Raw genomic sequence first — 14,485 nt, forward strand, 5'->3', positions numbered from 1 at the left:
CATCATATGTGCCAATTTCAATAGGGCTGGTTAGCAGGGATTGTGCGGACTTACCCGGAGACTGTGTGCGGATTGCGACATGGGAAACCCACAAATTGTGGCTAACGCAGCAAGTTGTCTGATCGGTGATGCCGGTTTCAGAGGCATTACAGAGCGACAGTTTCCGGCAGCTTTCGACTTGCCTGCCGGAGCGCCGTCAAGTTGGATACCCACCGGTCTTAAGGTTGAAAGATATCGATAACTTGTTAGAGTAGTAAGCGTCCCCGAACCGCAATGGAAAAATCATGCTACGCAAAATCCTGATCGCCAATCGCGGCGAGATCGCCGTCCGCATTATTCGCGCCTGCGCCGAGATGGGCATCCGTTCGGCGGCGATTTACTCCGAGGCAGACCGGTTTGCCCTACACGTCAAAAAGGCGGACGAGTCGCACTATATCGGTAGCGACCCGCTGGCCGGTTACCTGAATATTTACGGTCTGGTCGATTTGGCCTTGCGCACCGGCTGTGACGCAGTCCATCCCGGTTACGGCTTTTTGTCCGAAAACGCCCAGTTTGCCAAAGCCTGCCAGGAGCGCGGCCTGGTGTTCATTGGCCCGTCGGCCGACGTGATTCACCGGATGGGCGACAAGACTGAGGCTAGGGCGGCCATGAAGGCCGCCGGCCTGCCGGTTACGCCGGGTTCGGACGGCAATCTGGACAATGTCGATCATGCCTTGCAAGTCGCCGAACAGATCGGTTACCCGATCATGCTGAAAGCCACCTCGGGCGGAGGCGGCCGCGGCATCAGGCGTTGCGACAATCCCGACGAACTCCGCCAAAACTTCCAGCGGGTGATTTCCGAAGCGACCAAAGCCTTTGGCAGCGCCGACGTGTTTCTGGAAAAGTGCGTGGTCAACCCGATTCACATCGAAGTGCAAGTGTTGGCCGACCACTTCGGCAACACCATCCATCTTTACGAGCGCGATTGCTCGGTGCAGCGCCGCAACCAAAAATTGATCGAAATTGCGCCGTCGCCACAATTGGATGAAGCGCAACGCCAGTACCTGGGCGGCTTGGCGGTGATGGCAGCCAAAGCAGTCGGCTATACCAACGCCGGCACCGTGGAGTTTCTGCTCGATGCCAACGGTCGCTTCTATTTCATGGAAATGAACACCAGGGTACAAGTCGAGCACACCATCACCGAGACCATCACCGGCGTCGATATCGTTGAAGAGCAAATTCGGGTTGCTGCCGGTTTACCGCTGCGCTTCAAGCAGGAAGAAATCGTGCGCCGCGGCTATGCCATTCAATTTCGGGTCAACGCCGAAGACCCGAAAAATAATTTCCTGCCCAGCTTCGGCCACATTACCCGCTACTATGCCCCCGGCGGGCCCGGTGTGCGCACCGACACCGCCATCTATACCGGCTATGAAGTGCCGCCGTTTTACGATTCGATGCTGGCCAAGGTCATCGTCAGCTCGATGACTTGGGAAGATGCGATCAATCGTGGTGAGCGCGCCTTGAAAGACATGGGCTTGTTCGGCATCAAAACCACCATTCCCTATTATCTAAAAATTCTCGGTCACCCGGATTTTCGTCGCGGTCGATTCAACACCGGCTTTGTCGAAGCCAATCCTGACCTAATCAACTATTCCAACAAGCCGCGACCGGAAATTCTGGCGAGCGTGCTGGCGGCGGTTGTCGCTTCCCATACCGGCCTGTAAGCCAAGGACACCAAGATGAGCAAAGTTTATGTAACCGACGTTATCCTCCGCGACGCCCACCAATCCCTGATCGCCACGCGGATGCGCACCGAAGATATGCTACCGGCCTGCGCCATGCTGGACGATATCGGCTATTGGTCTTTGGAATGCTGGGGGGGCGCGACTTTCGACGCCTGTCTGCGTTTCTTAAAGGAAGACCCATGGGAAAGACTGAGCAAACTGAAAGCCGCTTTACCCAATACCCGCCTGCAAATGCTGTTGCGCGGCCAAAACCTGCTGGGCTATCGGCATTATTCCGACGACGTGGTGCGTAAATTCGTCGAGACTGCCGCCCGCAATGGCATGGACGTGTTTCGAATCTTCGACGCGCTGAATGACATCCGCAACCTGGAAACGGCGATCGAAGCCACCAAAGCCGCCGGCAAGCACGCCCAGGGCACCATCTGCTATACCACCAGCCCGGTGCACGACATCGCCAGCTTTATCAAACTGGGTAAAGGCTTGGTCAATTTGGGCTGCGATTCGATTGCCATCAAAGACATGGCCGGTTTACTGACCCCCTATATTGCCGGCGAATTGATCAAAGCCTTGAAAGATGCCGTCGATTTGCCGCTGCACCTGCATTGCCATGCTACCGCCGGCTTGGCGGAAATGTGTCAGCTCAAGGCCATCGAAGCCGGCTGCGAACATGTCGATACGGCCTTATCCTCCTGGGCCGGCGGCACCAGCCATCCGCCCACAGAGTCGTTGGTCACCGCGCTACGCGGCACCGATTTCGACACTGGGCTGGATTTGGATAAGCTGCAAGCGGTGAACGACTATTTCGCCGAAGTCCGCAAAAAATACCGCCGCTTCGAAAGCGAATTTACCGGCATCGACACCCGCGTCCACATCTTCCAAGTCCCGGGCGGCATGATCTCCAACCTGGCCAACCAATTGAAAGAACGCAACGCACTGGACCGGATCGACGAGGTGTATAAAGAAATCCCGGAAGTGCGCAAAGACTTGGGCTATCCGCCGCTGGTGACGCCGACCTCGCAAATCGTCGGCACCCAGGCGGTGCTGAACGTGTTGATCGGCAAGCGCTACGAGACCATCAGCAACGAGGTCAAACGTTATCTGCACGGCGGCTACGGCAAGGCACCGGCGCCGGTCAATCCGCAATTGCTGGCGAAGGCGGTGGGTAAAGAGGAAATCATCGAATGCCGGCCGGCGGATTTATTGAAACCGGAATTCGAGCATCTGCGCAACGAAATTGCTCATCTGGCTTTGAACGATGAAGACGTGCTGAGTTACGCGATGTTTCCGGAAATCGGCAAACAGTTTCTGGAATTGCGTTCCACCGACAATCTGGTGCCGGAACCGCTGGAACTGGAAGAAGCGGCTAAGCCGGGCGAAGTTAAAAAAGCCCCGACCGAATTTAATGTCGCGTTGCACGGCGAGCAATATCACGTCAAAGTCACCGGCGCCGGCCCGAAGAACCAGAGCTTGCGGCATTTTTATTTCACCGTGGACGGCATGCCGGAAGAGATCGTCATCGAAACCCTGGACGAAATCGTGCTGGACGGCGGCGCTCAAGGCGCGGTGCAAAGCGCGATCGCCAGCAAGCGCCGTCGGCCCAGCGAGCCGGGCGATGTCGTGACCAGCATGCCTTGCAACATCATCGACGTATTGGTCAAGGAAGGCCAGAAAGTCAACGCCGGCCAGGCCTTATTGGTCACCGAAGCCATGAAGATGGAAACCGAGATCACCGCGCCGATTGCCGGCAGCGTCAAAGCCATTTATGTGGCTAAAGGTGACGCGGTTAACCCCAACGAGGTATTGGTGGAAATAAATTGAGAGAAAAGCGGCAAGACGAAAGGTAAAATAACGCGCTTTGCTTAATCGCCTAAACTTTACCGCCAAGGTGTGCAGCGCGCCGGCCAAGAAGCGATTGGCCAGTCCGCTGTTTTTGTATTCGACCTTTCGTCCGGCTCTACCGTGAAACCAACCCCCGTCACCGAAGCATCCATCCAGCACGCCGCCGACTTACTGCGCCATGGTCAGCTAGTCGCGTTTCCGACTGAAACTGTTTACGGCCTGGGCGCTGACGCGTCCAATCCGGAGGCGGTGGCGAAAATTTTTGCGGCCAAGGGCCGGCCGGCGGACCATCCTTTGATCGTGCATATTGCCGGTGCCGAGCGAATGGCTGATTGGGCCGACCAGGTACCGGAGGCTGCCTGGCGGCTGGCGGAACAATTCTGGCCGGGTCCGCTGACGATGATTTTAAAAAAACGCGAGTCGGTGCCGCTGGCGGTGACCGGCGGCCAGGATACGGTGGGGTTGCGGGTGCCGGCCAATCCGGTGGCGTTGCGCTTGCTGCAGGCGTTTGGCGGCGGCGTCGCCGCGCCATCGGCCAACCGTTTCGGCCGCATCAGTCCGACCGAAGCCCAGCACGTGGCCGAAGAGTTGGACGCCAGTGTGGCTTGTATTCTGGACGGCGGCCCCTGCGCGGTGGGGGTGGAATCGACGATCATCGACCTCAGCGACCAGGTCCCGACCATCCTCCGCCCCGGCCGCATTACCCGCAGCCAACTCAAAGCCGTATTGCATGCCGATATTCGGCTCTCTTCGCAAACCAAGATTCGGGCGCCGGGCATGATGGCCGTGCACTATGCGCCAAACACAATGGCCTTGCTCTGTCCGGCCGATACCTTGATTGCGATGGCCGACGACCTCTGCGCCAAAGGCCAACACATCGGCATTCTGGCATTCAGCGCCGAGATTGCTGAAATTCCCTGTCTGCATATTCTCCGGCTGCCGGCCGATGCCGAACTATACGAACCGGCCCTCTACAGCTCGCTTCGGGCTCTGGACAATCTGCAACTTGATACGATTCTGATCGAGCAACCGCCCGATCACGAAGCCTGGGCCGCCGTTAACGACCGCCTGAACAAAGCCACGGTCTGAAATGAACGATGACGAATGGATGCGCCATGCCATCCGGCTGGCGCAGCGCGCCGAAGACCAAGGCGAGGTCCCGGTAGGCGCGGTGCTGGTGCTCGGTAACCGTTGTATCGCCGAAGGCTGGAACCAACCGATCCAAACCAACGACCCGACCGCTCACGCGGAGATCGTCGCGTTGCGCAAAGCCGGCCAAGTCCTCGATAACTACCGTCTGATCGATACCACGCTGTATGTAACGTTGGAACCCTGCGTGATGTGCATGGGCGCCATCGCCCACGCTCGCGTCAAACGCCTGGTGTTCGGCGCTTATGATCCGAAGCGCGGGGCGGTCTGCCATGCGCTGCAACTCAGTGATACGGAATTTTTAAATCACAAGGTGGAATGGACCGGCGGGGTATTGCAAACCGTTTGCGCCGACTTGCTCGGCGACTTCTTCAAGGCCCGCCGCGAACGATTGAGAAATCCGGGCCGGAGTGCATAACGTCATTACCGGTATTTGACGGCGCGGATTGCTTCAATAAATCAAGCGATAGCTGGTTTCGTGAGTCGGTTCACAGATTTGTGTCTGAGTCGTAGCTCGGGGCTGAGACGGTGCGCTTGATCTGCGAATTTACATTAACATTGAGATGTAAGCGATTGACATGTTTAAGTCCTGAATAATCAATGCTTTAACTGAACTTTAATCTAGTTGCTTTTTGCCGGTTTTGTGTGAATACTCGCCCTCCCTAGTTTATTTTTGCGGTTAGTTTCGGGGGTGGATATGAAGATGGTCGTCGTCATGTTGTCCGGTTTGGTAATCGGTGGTTTGGTCGTTATTGCGGCGTTGCAATTGATACGCGTGGTCGGCAAAGAATTTATAGATTTGATGGCTGAAGCCTGGCATAGCGCAGAAACGCATTGACCGATTATTTGGCTGGCATCGAATCGTGCCGTTTCCGGTTGACGAATTTGCCGAAATTCGTCACTCTGTTTGAACATGCGCAACGTTTCAATTTTCGGGGATGCTAAAAATGAGTTCGGTCAACAAAATTTGTGGAGTCCTGCTGCTCGGTCTGATTAGCAGCGTGGTTCAAGCCAGGGAAGTCAGCTATTGCAAGGTTTTGCGAACTTTCGACGATAAGGATGCCAGCGCGGCTCCCGCAATAAAATACGAAGATTGTTCCGGCGTCGCCTTTATCGATTATGCCAAGTACTACGTCGCCGCCCGCTGCTGGGCTGGATCTTACGATCTGCTCGAGGGCAAATGCGATTCGGTAAAGCCTGAAGCCGCCGAGGATGTTAGTGCTGAAGACATTATGCCTGCGGAGCCGGCCGAAACGGAGCAATAACTCATAGCGAATAGGTTCAACCGGGGTATCGAAAGCCGCTTTAAACAGCGGCTTTTTTATGCCTGTTGTCAAATCGTTCGTGGGTTGCGGAAGACTGGGCTCAAGGAGCTAATGCCGAAGTATTGCCGGTAAAAATTTGCTAATTGGTGGAAGCAGGGAATTTTGCGCGTGGTAGCCTGTCGTAACGGCGTTCGAAAACGTTCGGTTTAGGTCGATATCACTGGAGGTTGGAGATGATTGCTATGCGCTATAACATCAAAAAATTCGGTAAAGTCATTTCGCATATAAGCCCGGAAAAGATGAGCCCGGGGTTGGCGAAAGAATTAAAATCGCGCGGCTACAGAATCAGTAGCGCTTACTACGATCAACATCTTGCCGCTGTCGCGGCCGGTTAAGTTAACCACGCACCCATCAAATACAGCGAGAAGCCGGCTTAGCGCCGGCTTTTTTTTGGGCGTAACTGTTGGCGAGAAAGTTTGCGTGTTATTTCAACCGGTCTGATTCGGTTGATTTGAACCGGACTCCAGCAAAATGTCCTGCTAGCCATTCAGGGACGGGCGCAGCGTCAGGCGTATATTGAGTGTGCATCGGTATTAGTTTGTTGCAATCGTTCGGATTTGCGCGCATTCCGAGACCAGTAGTGGCAGATCAAATTTTTTGGCCCGAACGTTGCTCTTTCAGGGTTAACGCCACTTAATCGAAGCTGCTCATTACGAATGAAAAACGTCTACCTCCGTTTGTTTGCGTTCGCCTGCTCGATCTGGCTTGGGTACGGTTCGGCGAATGCTCAAGAAGCGCAACTGTCGGTCGATGAAGTCGTCGCCCTGTTTTACCAGCGCAATTTGGACCTGATTGCCGCGCAATACAACATCGATCAGGCGCGCGCCGAACAAGTGGTGGCCGGGGCGATTCCGAATCCGGTATTCGGCGTCCAAGTCTCCGAAATCAGCAACAATCCCAACATGGGGGTCACTGCCACCGGCTGCAACCATAGCCCCAGCGTATCGTGCGGACCGGCCGAATATTTCTCCTTCAGCCAATTAATCGAAGTTGCCGGTAAACGCGGGCTGCGGATGCAAAGTAGCGGTTTTGCGGCACAGGCGGCCGAGAGCGATTTGCGCGATGCCGTGCGCATCTTCAGCAATATGGTGCGCGATGCGTATTTCGATTTATTGCAAGCGCAAAAGAACCGGTGGCTGGCGCAGGAAATTGCCGACCATTACCAACAGATAGGTCAGGCCAACGATTTGCGCCTGAAAAGCGGCGATATAGCCGAGGCCGATTATTTGCGGGTGAAAATGGAAAGTTTGCGCGCCCAGTCCGATCTGGATAGTGCCCAAGCCGTTGTGGAGCAGGCGCAAGCGGCGCTGGCAGTGCTGCTGCGCTGGCCCGAACAGAGTTTGCGTATCGAAGCGAAGGACGCCTGGCCGGCATTGGCCGATATCGGCCAAACCCGCGACCAGAACGAATTGATCGACCGGGCCTTGCAACAGCGTCCCGACCTGCAAGCCGACAAACAGCGCGCCGAACAGGCCAAAAAGGAACTGGAGCTGGCGCGGCGCTTGAAATACCCGGATGTCACGGTCAACGCCGGCTACGCCCGCGACCCGAGTAACAACGCATTAAATTCGGCTTTCGTCGGTTTCAGCGTGCCACTGCCCTTGTTTTACCAGTATCAGGGCGAAGCGGACAAGGCGACAGTCAGTCTGAACCAGTCGCAATTGGCGGTCGAACAAACCGAGCTCGGTATCCGCAACGACGTGGTCAGCGCGTTGGCAGTCTGGAACAGCGCCGACAAGATCGTGCAACGCTTCGATGGCGGTCTGTTAGACGATGCTCGTAGCGTACGCGACAGTGCGGAACTGGCTTTCAGAAAAGGCGCGACCGGCGTGCTGGATTTTATCGAAGCACAACGCAGCTATAAAAGCGTGATGCGCGACTACTACGCGGCCATGATCAATCGCACGAATGCCTACTTCGATTTAAGCAAAGCGTTGGGCGTAGAACCCAGTGTTGAGAATGCTGCCGCAAGCGTTGGCTCGCGGTAAATGCCGGTAACTTCATATGCACATACCCTACTTCATGAATAAGCAAGTGATTTTCGGTTTACGCCGTTGCCCCACTCTGTTTGGGTTGCTGGTATTGTTAGTGCTGAATGCCTGTTCCGACTCCGCCGATAAAAATCAGCCCCAGCCGGTTGTGCATGCGCTACCCGGCGAAGTTTACCTGACCCCCGATTCGCCGAAAAAAGCCTACGTCAAAACCAGAGCATTGACCTTGACCCGGCCGCCGTTGCTCGAACCGCTGGCCGGCAAAATCGCCTATAACGACAGTGCGACCTCCCGAATCAGTTCTCCGGTAACCGGCCGAGTGCTGACCAATCCGTTGCCGCTGGGCAGTCAAGTGCAAGCCGGAACCACGTTACTTGAGTTGCATAGCCCGGAGGTTGCCGACGCCCAGGCCGACTACACCAAGGCGCAAGCGCAGCTGACCTTGGCCGATCGAGCATTCCGGCGCCAACAAGAGCTATATCAAGGCAAGGTTGTCTCGCGCAAAGAGCTGGAACAGGCCGAGGACGATCTGAGCCAGGCCCGCAGCGAAGTGCAGCGCGCGCAAAACCGCTTGAAAAATCTGCAACTGGCGTCGGGCCAAAACAATGCCCGCTTTGCGTTGCGCTCCCCAATTAACGGCGTGGTGGTGGAACGAAACGTCAATCCAGGGCAGGAGGTCGGTCCGGGTTTGGACAAGCCGCTGTTCGTCATTTCCGATATTCAACGGCTGACCGTGGTCATGGACGTGTTCGAAGTCAATCTGGCCAAGATCAAACCCGATCAGCAACTGAAAATCTCGGTACCGGCTTATCCGGGCGAATCCTTTCCGGCAACGGTGGAGTACGTTGGCCAAGTTCTGAACGAGACCACCCGTAGCGTACAAGTGCGCTGCGCGTTACCGAATCCGGACGGCCGCTTGCTGCCCGGCATGTACGCGACCATCGATGTCGAGAGCCCGCCAGATGCCCAAGCCATCGTCGTGCCTTTAACCGCGGTATTCACCGAAGACGACTCCGACTACGTGTTTGTCGCCGTCGACGAAAACCATTATCGGCAGCGGCCGGTAAAAATGGGTTTGCGGTTGAAGGACCGCGCGGTAGTTACCGAGGGCTTGCAAGCCGGAGAGCAGTTGGTGACCGAGGGGGCCTTGGTGTTGCGCGCCGAGGAAGACGTCAACGATGCCAACCCTTAGCCCAGGATCGCCGAGATGATTGCCCGCGTTATCGCTTTTTGTTTACAACAGCGCCTGATGGTGATCGGCGCCACCTTAGCTATCGCCGTTTCCGGCATCGTTGCCTTCGAGAATCTGCCGGTGCAGGCGTTTCCGGATGTGCAAAACGTGTTCGTGCAGGTGGTGACGCAATTTCCCGGCCAAGCGCCGGAGGAAGTGGAAAAGGTTATTTCGTTGCCGATCGAACGGGAGATGAACGGCTTGCCGCATCTGATCAATATGCGCTCGGTATCGATTTTCGGTTTGTCGGTGGTGACGCTGACCTTCGATGATAGCGCCGAAGATTATTTCTCCCGTCAGCAAGTCCTGGAACGTTTGCGCGGCGCCGACCTACCCGACGACGTCAAACCCCAAATCGGGCCGCTGTCGACCGGCGTCGGCGAGATTTACCGTTACGTAATCGACGCCAAACACCTGCCGTTGACCGAGCAACGGGCCTTGCAGGATTGGGTAATCGAGCCGCGCCTGCGTACGGTGCAAGGGGTGGCGGACGTGGTGTCTTACGGTGGCGGCGTCAAGGAGTACAAAGTTGTAGTCCGGCCGGATAGTCTGAAAAACTACCGGCTGGATCTGAATCAGGTTTATAGCGCCATTGCGGCGAACAATACCAACACCGGCGGCGGCTATATCGAGGACGGCGATGAGGCCTTGGTAGTCAGAGGCATCGGTTTACTGAAATCGGCCGATGAGATCGGCGAAATCGTCGTCGCCAGTAACGACGGCGTGCCAATCCGGGTCAAAGACGTCGCCGACATTCGCGTCGGCCCGCAACCACGGACCGGAATCGTCTCGCTAAACCAGCGCGACGATATCGTCGAAGGCATCGTGCTGCTGATCAAAGGCCGCGACGCGGTCGGCGTACTCGACGGCGTCAAGCAGAAAATCGAAGAATTGAATGCGTTCGGATTGCCGCCGGGCGTAAAAATCACGCCGATTTACGACCGTACCGAATTGGTCGGACACACCGTGCATACCGTAGAACACAATATGGTGGAAGGCGCGGTATTGATTCTGATCATTCTGCTGGTGTTTTTGCAACGCTTCATGGCCGCGTTTTTGGTCACGCTGATCATCCCGTTGTCGTTGCTGTTTGCCTTCATTTTGGTCGATTTGGGCGGCATTTCCGCCAATCTGATTTCACTCGGCGCGATCGATTTCGGCATCATCGTCGACAGCACCGTAGTGCTGGTGGAGGCGGTCATGGTGCAGGTAACGTTGGATATGCAGCGTAACGCCGACGTCCGCGTTTTGCGGCAATCCTTGTTGAATACCGCGACCGAAATGGGGCGGCCGATTTTGTTCTCCAAAATCATCATCATCATCGCCTTTCTGCCGATTTTTACCTTTCAGCGGGTCGAGGCCAAGATTTTCTCGCCGATGGCTTACACGCTGAGCTTTGCTTTGGTGGCTTCGATGCTGTTCAGCCTGACCTTTATCCCGTCGATGCTGACCTATTTACTCGGGCCCAAGCTGGCAGAACGCCATAATCCGCTGGTACATGCGATGGAGCACCATTACCGCCACATTTTGGAATGGGTGTTGAAACATGCTCGATTGGTGTTTTTCGCGGCAGTCGGCGCCTTGGCATTGAGCGTCCTGTCGGTACGCTTTATCGGCACCGAATTCATGCCCAAACTGGACGAGGGCAATATCTGGCTGACCATCACGCTGCCGACGCCGGTATCGTTGACCACCGCCAAAGATATCGAGCGCAAGGTCCGCGACCGGTTGGAAACCTTCGCCGAGGCCAAAACCATCCTGACCCAATTGGGCCGCCCCGAAGACGGCACCGACCCCAAAGGCTTCAACAACCTGGAGGTGTTGATAGACTTGAAGCCGAAGGAAACCTGGCGTTACGCCAAAAAAGACGAGCTGGTGCAGGCCATGGACAAGGCGCTATCGATTTTTCCGGGGATTCAGACTAACTTTTCCCAAGTGATTCAGGATAACGTTGAAGAAGCCATATCCGGGGTTAAAGGCGAGATCGCAATCAAAATATTCGGTAGCGATCTGCAAACCTTGCAGGATAAAGCAGACCAGATTACCCATATTCTGGCCGGTATTCGCGGCGCCAGCGACGTCGCCGCCGAACAGCAAGCCGGTCTGGCCCAAGTCATCGTCGACATCGATCGGGCTAAGATATCCCGCTACGGCATCAATGTGGCCGATGTGGAACAGGTATTGGAAATCGGCATGGGCGGCAAAGCGGCATCCCAGTTTCTGGAAGGCGAACGCCGCTTCGATATCGCGCTGCGTTATGCCGAAAACGCCCGCGATTCGATATCCGGCCTGGAAAGTCTGACCGTGCAAACCCCGGCAGGGCAATTGATACCATTGTCAGAATTGGCGACGATCAAGGTCAACCAAGGCGCATCCCGCATCAGCCGCGAAGAAAACATGCGCCGGATCGCGATCAAATGCAATTTGATCGACCGCGACCAGGGCAGTTTCGTCGCCGAAGCCCAAGCCAAGGTGGCGGCGCAAGTGGCGTTGCCGCCCGGTTACCGCATCGTCTGGAGCGGCCAGTTCGAAAACCAACAGCGAGCGATGAAGCGTTTAGCGGTTATCGTGCCGATCAGTCTGGGTTTGATCTTCGTATTGTTGTTCTGGACCTTCATGTCGGTTAAAAATGCGCTTTTAATCGTGATGAACGTGCCGTTTGCGTTGATCGGCGGTTTATTGATCCTGCTGGCAACCGGCATCAATCTCAGCGTTTCCGCCGCGGTAGGATTCATCGCCTTGTTCGGGATTGCGGTGCAGAACGGCGTGATTCTGGTGTCGCAGTTGAACAAACTGCGCCGCGAGGGCCAATCCTTGCACGACGCGATCGTCAATGGCTCGGTCAGCCGGCTCAGGCCGGTGGTGATGACGGCGTTGATGGCGATGCTGGGTTTGTTCCCGGCGGCATTGTCCACCAGCGTCGGCTCCGAGACCGCCAAACCGTTTGCCGTGGTCATTATCGGCGGCCTGATTAGCGCGACCTTGCTAACCTTGACCCTGCTGCCGGCGCTATATCGTTACTTTGCCGAAGCCGACGAGCTTTAAAGGATGGTCATGAAAGAAATCCGCGCTTATATTCAGCCGTATAAACTCAACCAACTGACGATGGCCTTGATGGAAATTCCGGATTTTCCGGGGATGACGGTGATGGATTGCGAAGGTTTCGGCCGCGAACGCACCGAGCACGTGCAGGACTACAAACCGTTTCTCGCCAAAAAGCGGATCGAGATCTTCGCCCCGGAGCATCTGGTGGAGACCATTTTTCAGACCATCATGCAGGTGGCTCGTAGCGGCCACCACGGCGACGGCAAGGTCTACATCGTCGCGGCGGCGGCGGGCGGCCGGATCAGTACTGGCGAACGGGATGCGGATCTGGGCTGAACGGTGTCGGCGTCAACCCGATAAAGGCGAATGCGGCTGAATTCGGCAGCGCTCAGCCCAAAAGTTTCAATTCCGCCTCGCGGTATTTCTCGGCGCACTTTCGGCTGACTTCTTCCGGCAATTTCGGGCCGGGAGCGGTTTTGTTCCAATCCAAGGTTTCCAGGTAGTCGCGCAAATACTGCTTGTCGAAGCTGGGCGGGCTGATGCCGACTTGGTATTGTTCGACCGGCCAGAAGCGCGACGAGTCCGGCGTCAGCGCTTCGTCGATCAGGAACAGGGTGCCGGCGGCGTCCAGGCCGAATTCGAACTTGGTATCGGCGATAATGATGCCGCGCTGGCGGGCGTATTCGGCAGCGGTGGTATACAGTTGCAAGCTGGCGTCGCGAACTTTGCCGGCGATTTCCTCGCCCATCAACGCCACGGTGTCGGCAAAGCTGATGTTCTCGTCGTGCACGCCGACTTCGGCTTTGCTGGACGGCGTATAGATCGGTTGCGGCAGTTGCTGCGCCTGTTGCAGGCCTGCCGGCAGTTCGATGCCGCAGATCGCGCCGCAACGCTGGTAGTCCTTCCAGCCGGAACCGATCAGGTAACCGCGGACGATGGCTTCCACCGGCAACGGTTTCAGGCGTTTTACGATGATGGCACGGCCTTCCACCTGGGCTCTGAGCTCCGGATCGGGAATCACGTCGGCCAGCGTTAAATCGTCGCTTAAGTGGTTCGGAATGATGTCGCGCATTTTTTCGAACCAGAAGTTGGAGACGCTGGTCAATACCCGGCCTTTGCCCGGAATCGGATCGGGCATGATCACGTCGAACGCCGACATCCGGTCGGTGGTGACGATCAGCAGATGGCTGTCGTCGATCTCGTACATGTCGCGGACTTTGCCGCGGCCGAGCAGTTTCAGATGCGGCAGAGAGGATTCGTATAGTGCGGCGGGGACGTTCATATCGGGGGCGGATAGTCAGTGGATATTGGTCGAAATTTTATCATTAATCGAAAGAGGGATAGTTAACGCATGAGTTGGTTGGGTAAATTGGTTGGCGGCGCTTTCGGCTTCTTGATGGGCGGGCCGCTGGGCGCCATTTTCGGTGCCGCGGTCGGACACCAGTTCGATGCCGGGATGCAAGGCATGGCGGATCAGATCTTGCATCCGGGTGAGCAGCATCGGGTACAGACCGCGTTTTTTACCGCGACCTTTGCCGTGATGGGGCATGTGGCGAAGGTCGACGGCCGAGTGTCGAGCGAGGAAATCGGCTTGGCCAACCGGGTCATGGACAATATGGAGCTGACGCCGGAATTGCGCGACGCGGCGATCCACTTATTTCGCCAGGGTAAGCAAGCCGGCTTTCCGTTGGCGGAGGTGCTGCAGCAATTTCGCAACGAGTGCCACCGACGTACCCATTTGTTGCGGATGTTCGTCGAAATCCAATTGCAGGCGGCGTTTGCCGACGGCGTGTTCGATGCCAGCGAGGAAGCCTTGCTGGCGGATATTTGCCGGCAGCTCGGCTTGTCGGAATTCGAATATCGGCTGATCAAAGGCCAGGTTGCCGCGCAACAGCGTTTTCGCCAGCAGAGCGGCAGGTCTTCCGCCGCGGAGCCGGCCGCGCCGCAATTGACGGATGCTTATGCCGCGCTGGGGGTATCGTCGGCGGCCAGCGAGGCAGAAATCAAAAAAGCGTACCGCCGGCTGATGAGTCAGCATCATCCGGATAAATTGGTGGCGAAAGGTTTGCCGGAAGAGATGATGGCGTTGGCCAAACAGAAAACCCAGCAGATCAGGAAAGCTTACGAAACGATCAAAGAAAGCCGGGGCTTTTAAAAAAAATGCCCGCGTCACCTGGGGAC

The 14,485-nt window shown here is 56.4% G+C and carries 13 protein-coding genes; 12 read left to right on the plus strand and 1 reads right to left on the minus strand.

Annotated elements, in window-relative coordinates; genetic code table 11:
- Positions 1 to 284 precede the first annotated feature (284 nt).
- The 11 genes from PL263_RS16840 (at position 285) to PL263_RS16890 (ending at position 12,640) form a co-directional block, all read left to right on the plus strand.
- Positions 285 to 1,703, plus strand: a complete 1,419-nt coding sequence (locus tag PL263_RS16840) for an acetyl-CoA carboxylase biotin carboxylase subunit (RefSeq protein WP_140911450.1) — start codon at positions 285 to 287, stop codon at positions 1,701 to 1,703.
- Positions 1,704 to 1,718: 15 nt separating this feature from the next.
- Entirely contained in the window at positions 1,719 to 3,542 is a 1,824-nt protein-coding gene (oadA, locus tag PL263_RS16845) for a sodium-extruding oxaloacetate decarboxylase subunit alpha (RefSeq protein ID WP_278210457.1), read from the plus strand.
- Positions 3,543 to 3,683: 141 nt separating this feature from the next.
- Positions 3,684 to 4,652: an L-threonylcarbamoyladenylate synthase gene (locus PL263_RS16850; RefSeq protein WP_278210458.1), complete on the plus strand. Its 969-nt coding sequence runs from the start codon at positions 3,684 to 3,686 to the stop codon at positions 4,650 to 4,652.
- 1 nt (position 4,653) lies between these two features.
- Positions 4,654 to 5,130, plus strand: a complete 477-nt coding sequence (gene tadA / locus PL263_RS16855; protein WP_278210459.1) for a tRNA adenosine(34) deaminase TadA — start codon at positions 4,654 to 4,656, stop codon at positions 5,128 to 5,130.
- 279 nt (positions 5,131 to 5,409) lie between these two features.
- A complete protein-coding gene (locus PL263_RS16860) occupies positions 5,410 to 5,550 on the plus strand; it encodes a hypothetical protein (protein WP_186289503.1) in 141 nt (46 codons plus the stop codon).
- A gap of 109 nt (positions 5,551 to 5,659) precedes the next feature.
- Positions 5,660 to 5,977, plus strand: coding sequence for a hypothetical protein (locus tag PL263_RS16865; RefSeq protein WP_278210460.1), 318 nt, complete (start codon positions 5,660 to 5,662; stop codon positions 5,975 to 5,977).
- A gap of 233 nt (positions 5,978 to 6,210) precedes the next feature.
- Positions 6,211 to 6,372, plus strand: coding sequence for a hypothetical protein (locus tag PL263_RS16870; protein WP_186289502.1), 162 nt, complete (start codon positions 6,211 to 6,213; stop codon positions 6,370 to 6,372).
- A gap of 321 nt (positions 6,373 to 6,693) precedes the next feature.
- Complete coding sequence (locus PL263_RS16875; protein WP_278210461.1) at positions 6,694 to 8,025, plus strand: TolC family protein; 1,332 nt, start codon at positions 6,694 to 6,696, stop codon at positions 8,023 to 8,025.
- Positions 8,026 to 8,041: 16 nt separating this feature from the next.
- Complete coding sequence (locus PL263_RS16880; RefSeq protein ID WP_278210462.1) at positions 8,042 to 9,220, plus strand: efflux RND transporter periplasmic adaptor subunit; 1,179 nt, start codon at positions 8,042 to 8,044, stop codon at positions 9,218 to 9,220.
- Positions 9,221 to 9,235: 15 nt separating this feature from the next.
- Positions 9,236 to 12,304 (plus strand): CusA/CzcA family heavy metal efflux RND transporter, encoded by a 3,069-nt coding sequence (locus PL263_RS16885; protein ID WP_278210463.1) that lies wholly within the window; start codon positions 9,236 to 9,238, stop codon positions 12,302 to 12,304.
- A 9-nt stretch (positions 12,305 to 12,313) separates the two neighbouring features.
- On the plus strand, positions 12,314 to 12,640 hold the full coding sequence (locus tag PL263_RS16890) for a P-II family nitrogen regulator (RefSeq protein ID WP_278210464.1): 327 nt from the start codon (positions 12,314 to 12,316) through the stop codon (positions 12,638 to 12,640).
- Positions 12,641 to 12,692: 52 nt separating this feature from the next.
- Here PL263_RS16890 and PL263_RS16895 read toward each other — a convergent pair whose 3' ends face one another.
- Positions 12,693 to 13,586 carry a phosphoribosylaminoimidazolesuccinocarboxamide synthase gene (locus PL263_RS16895; RefSeq protein WP_278210465.1) on the minus strand — a complete coding sequence of 298 codons (894 nt, stop codon included), beginning with the start codon at positions 13,584 to 13,586 and terminating at the stop codon, positions 12,693 to 12,695.
- A 69-nt stretch (positions 13,587 to 13,655) separates the two neighbouring features.
- Here PL263_RS16895 and djlA point away from each other — a divergent pair, with 69 nt between their 5' ends.
- Positions 13,656 to 14,459 (plus strand): co-chaperone DjlA, encoded by an 804-nt coding sequence (gene djlA, locus PL263_RS16900; protein WP_278210466.1) that lies wholly within the window; start codon positions 13,656 to 13,658, stop codon positions 14,457 to 14,459.
- Positions 14,460 to 14,485: the final 26 nt, after the last annotated feature.

The sequence above is a fragment of the Methylomonas sp. EFPC3 genome, from assembly GCF_029643245.1.
Classification (GTDB): Bacteria; Pseudomonadota; Gammaproteobacteria; order Methylococcales; family Methylomonadaceae; genus Methylomonas; species Methylomonas koyamae_B.

Coding starts and splice junctions, on each gene's coding strand:
- PL263_RS16895 (WP_278210465.1), bottom strand. CDS start 13,586: ATGAACGTCCCCGCCGCACTATACGAATCCTCTCTGCCGCATCTGAAA.
- djlA (WP_278210466.1), top strand. CDS start 13,656: ATGAGTTGGTTGGGTAAATTGGTTGGCGGCGCTTTCGGCTTCTTGATG.
- PL263_RS16840 (WP_140911450.1), top strand. CDS start 285: ATGCTACGCAAAATCCTGATCGCCAATCGCGGCGAGATCGCCGTCCGC.
- tadA (WP_278210459.1), top strand. CDS start 4,654: ATGAACGATGACGAATGGATGCGCCATGCCATCCGGCTGGCGCAGCGC.
- oadA (WP_278210457.1), top strand. CDS start 1,719: ATGAGCAAAGTTTATGTAACCGACGTTATCCTCCGCGACGCCCACCAA.
- PL263_RS16870 (WP_186289502.1), top strand. CDS start 6,211: ATGATTGCTATGCGCTATAACATCAAAAAATTCGGTAAAGTCATTTCG.
- PL263_RS16875 (WP_278210461.1), top strand. CDS start 6,694: ATGAAAAACGTCTACCTCCGTTTGTTTGCGTTCGCCTGCTCGATCTGG.
- PL263_RS16880 (WP_278210462.1), top strand. CDS start 8,042: ATGCACATACCCTACTTCATGAATAAGCAAGTGATTTTCGGTTTACGC.
- PL263_RS16890 (WP_278210464.1), top strand. CDS start 12,314: ATGAAAGAAATCCGCGCTTATATTCAGCCGTATAAACTCAACCAACTG.
- PL263_RS16865 (WP_278210460.1), top strand. CDS start 5,660: ATGAGTTCGGTCAACAAAATTTGTGGAGTCCTGCTGCTCGGTCTGATT.
- PL263_RS16860 (WP_186289503.1), top strand. CDS start 5,410: ATGAAGATGGTCGTCGTCATGTTGTCCGGTTTGGTAATCGGTGGTTTG.
- PL263_RS16885 (WP_278210463.1), top strand. CDS start 9,236: ATGATTGCCCGCGTTATCGCTTTTTGTTTACAACAGCGCCTGATGGTG.